Raw genomic sequence first — 3,060 nt, 5'->3', positions numbered from 1 at the left:
GGCTGGTCGGGGTCGAGGTGCTGCTTGACCTTGGGGTGGCCGAGGATGCCGTCCGGGTCGCGTACGTCGGCCTCGATGTAGACGGTGTTCGGGTCACCGACGATGACGGCTTCGGCTTCGGGGAGCACGCTGTCGTCGTTGTCGGCGTAGACGACCTTGGCGTCGGGGTTGACGGCCTGGGCGACCTCGTGGACGTTCTCCTGGGTGGGCAGGCCGGAGCCGATGTCGAGGAAGTTCCTGACGCCCTGCTGGGAGATGTGGCGCACGGACTCGATCAGGAATCGGCGGGCGGCCCGCGCGATTTTGACGACGTCGGGGTCGTAGGCGAATCCGGCTTCGGCGGCCGCGCGGTCGACGGGGTAGTTGTGGGTGCCGCCCAGCATGTAGTCGTACATGCGGGCGGGGCTGACGGTGTTGGGTCCTGTCTGGCGGCTGTGGTCGGGCACGTGGGGGCTCCTTGCGGGGGTGGTGCTCGGCTGTTTCAGCAGGAGTCCGCGATCTTAGTGCGGTTTCTGCGGGTAGGCGAGGCCCGCCGCGGGGTCGACTGGACCGGGTGTAGGCGAGAGCCGGAGAGAACGTCGCCCGGAGGGGTGCGGGGCTGGGAGCGTCTGAGAGCCGCGTGGGGCGAGCGGAGGTCCGCAGCGTCCCCGTCACCCCAGGGAGGCGGAGTTCGTCCAGCAGCGGCCGCTACAGGCCGCCCGTTTCCGGGCCGGAGGTCGAGGCGCGACCCTGACATTCTTTCTTTCCATCTATCCATCTATTTTTCTTTCTTTCTATTCATCTATCTTTTCATCTTTGCTTCTAATCTTCCGTCCGTTGGGCTGGAACATCTCGTGATCAGAGGGGCCACGGTGGTAGAACGGGCGCATGAATCAGCCCGCGTTGGACGAGCAGGAACCCGTAAAGGGGCCGAAGTGCAAGTGGCCGGGCTGCTCACGCCCGCCCGCGACCGGCGAAGCGACAGGGTCGGGCCGGCGCAAGGAATACTGCGAGCAGCCCGACCCGGGCAAGCCTGCGCCGGGCGAGACACGGCCCATCCACAACGCCCGCAACTTCTACGCCTACAAGAACGCCGGCCGAATCCAGGCCGCCGAGCCCGTCCCGGAGGAGGTGCCCGGCCGGCCCGTGGCCACGTCGCGGGTGCGCGCCCGCGGCCTGGTGGACGGCGCCCGGTTCGCAGCCGAGAACGCCGTGGCGTCGATGAGGAACGCGGCCGCGGAGTTCGAGGCCGTCGTGGAGAGCCTGCGCAACCTCGGTGACCCGGCGGCGGTCGAGGCGGAGCTGGAGACGATCGCCGCGGACGCGGAGCGGCAGATCGCCGAGGCCAAGCAGGAAGCGGGCGAGGCCGACCGTGCGCGACTGGCGGCCGAGCGCGGCCGGTCGGAGGCGGAGGAGGACCGCGACCTCGCCCGGGAGGCAGCAGACGAGGCGCTTGCCGCGGCTGAGCGGGCCGAGCTCGACGCCGCGCAGGTGCGCGAGGAGATCGCCCGGGTGCGGGAGGAGACGCTGCGCGAGGTCGAGGCGGCGCGTTGCCGTCATGCGGCCACCGCGGCCACCTTGGAGGACCTGTGACCATGACACCCGATCAGGAGGTGCCGGCAGGATGAGCGCCGAGCTGGTGCCCGCCGAACCGGCGGCGGGCGGCGAGCTCGCCGCCGCGGCGGTGCCGCTCCCCCGTGAGAAGAACCCGTACTGGGTGTACCTGGACAGCCTGCGCTCGCCGAGCTCCAGGCGCAGCATGCGCGGCAACCTGGACCGGCTCGCCCGCATCCTCGCCGACGTCGACCCGGACGCCCCGGGCGCGGCCGCCATCACCGGCGCGGCCGTGCCGTGGCATCTCCTGCAGTACGCGCACACGATGCGGCTGCGGGCGCTCCTGCTGGCCAAGCAGGAACGGCGGGAGTGGTCGGCCGCGTACGTCAACCACCACCTGGTGGCGCTGCGGCGGGTGCTGCAGGAGGCGTTCCGGCTCGGGCTCATGAGAGCGGAGGACTACCAGCGGGCGCGGGACATCCACCAGGTGAAGGTGACCAGGTTGCCCGCCGGGGCGCACGTCCCGGACGACGACCTGGCCGCGACGCTCGCGGCCTGCGAGGAGGATGAGACGCCGATGGGGCGGCGCGACGCCGCGCTGCTCGCCGTGCTCTACTCCACCGGATGCCGGAGGGAGGAGATCGCCGACATGACGCTGGCCGACTACGACCCGGGCGAGGGGTCGATCCGCGTGGTCGGCAAGGGCGACAAGCAGCGCCTGGTGTACCTGGAGGCGAACAGCCAGGAGCTGCTGGAGACGTGGATCGGCGTGCGCGGCCGCCAGCCGGGGCCGCTGTTCTACGGCTACTTCAAGGGCGGCAGACGGGTGCGGATGCGGGGCGGCAGGCCGGCCCACCTGACCGGGCAGGCCATCGCGAACGCGCTGACCCGGCGGCAGGCCGAGGCCGGGGCGGTGCGGCGCACCCCGCACGACTTCCGGCGCACGTTCGCCGGCAACCTACTGGACGAGGGGGTTGACCTGGCCACCGCGCAGGAGTTGATGGGGCATGCCTCCCCCGTCACCACGGCGCGGTATGACCGGCGGCCGGAGCGAACGCGCAAGGACGCGGTGCGGCGGCTGCGGATGCCGGCGCCGCGCAAGCTGAGCGGCTGAGCCTCCGCCGGGGCGGGGTGCTCGCCGAGCCCCGCCCCGGCCCTGGGCACGCGGGTTACTGCTTGTGGGCGACGGCGGCCATGACCCGCATCGAGTAGCGGGGCTCCTCGACGGCGTGGCCGGGCCTCCAGGACGCGACGTCGACCAGGCCCGGCGGGATGACCTCCCACTGGGGGTGGGTGACGAACCGCTCGATGTCCTCGATGGTGCGGTAGGTGACGGGGACGCGGAGCTTCTCCGCGTTCATCCAGTCCACGATCTTCTTCAGGCCGGGGTCGATGTCGGTGATCGAGGCGTGGGCGAACACGAGGTAGGAGCCGGCTGGGGCGGCGTCCATGAGCTGGTGGACGACGCCGTACGGGTTCTCATGGTCCTGGACGAAATGCAGGACGCTGCACAGGACGATCCCCCAT

At 71.3% G+C, this 3,060-nt stretch carries 4 protein-coding genes; 2 read left to right on the top strand and 2 right to left on the bottom strand.

What is annotated here, in order from left to right; genetic code table 11:
• A partial coding sequence (locus MF672_RS51115; RefSeq protein WP_247815870.1) for an SAM-dependent methyltransferase occupies positions 1–446 on the bottom strand: 446 nt, incomplete at its 3' end.
• Between the two features lie 421 nt (positions 447–867).
• On the opposite strand from MF672_RS51115, the gene MF672_RS51110 reads away from it, so the two are divergent.
• Both MF672_RS51110 and MF672_RS51105 read left to right on the top strand, forming a co-directional pair.
• On the top strand, positions 868–1,572 hold the full coding sequence (locus tag MF672_RS51110; RefSeq protein ID WP_247815869.1) for a hypothetical protein: 705 nt from the start codon (positions 868–870) through the stop codon (positions 1,570–1,572).
• Between the two features lie 31 nt (positions 1,573–1,603).
• A complete protein-coding gene (locus tag MF672_RS51105; RefSeq protein WP_242372954.1) occupies positions 1,604–2,647 on the top strand; it encodes a tyrosine-type recombinase/integrase in 1,044 nt (347 codons plus the stop codon).
• A 55-nt stretch (positions 2,648–2,702) separates the two neighbouring features.
• Here MF672_RS51105 and MF672_RS51100 read toward each other — a convergent pair.
• Positions 2,703–3,060: SAM-dependent methyltransferase (locus MF672_RS51100; RefSeq protein WP_247815868.1), on the bottom strand; the 358-nt coding region annotated here is incomplete at its 5' end.

It is taken from the genome of Actinomadura luzonensis, from assembly GCF_022664455.2.
GTDB lineage: Bacteria > Actinomycetota > Actinomycetes > Streptosporangiales > Streptosporangiaceae > Nonomuraea > Nonomuraea luzonensis.
The sequence above is the reverse complement of the archived record's forward strand: the minus strand, read 5'-3'. Positions and strand labels throughout refer to the sequence as shown.

Bases quoted from the DNA above. Each gene is read 5' to 3' on its own strand.
- MF672_RS51110 (WP_247815869.1), top strand. From the start codon at position 868: ATGAATCAGCCCGCGTTGGACGAGCAGGAACCCGTAAAGGGGCCGAAG.
- MF672_RS51105 (WP_242372954.1), top strand. From the start codon at position 1,604: ATGAGCGCCGAGCTGGTGCCCGCCGAACCGGCGGCGGGCGGCGAGCTC.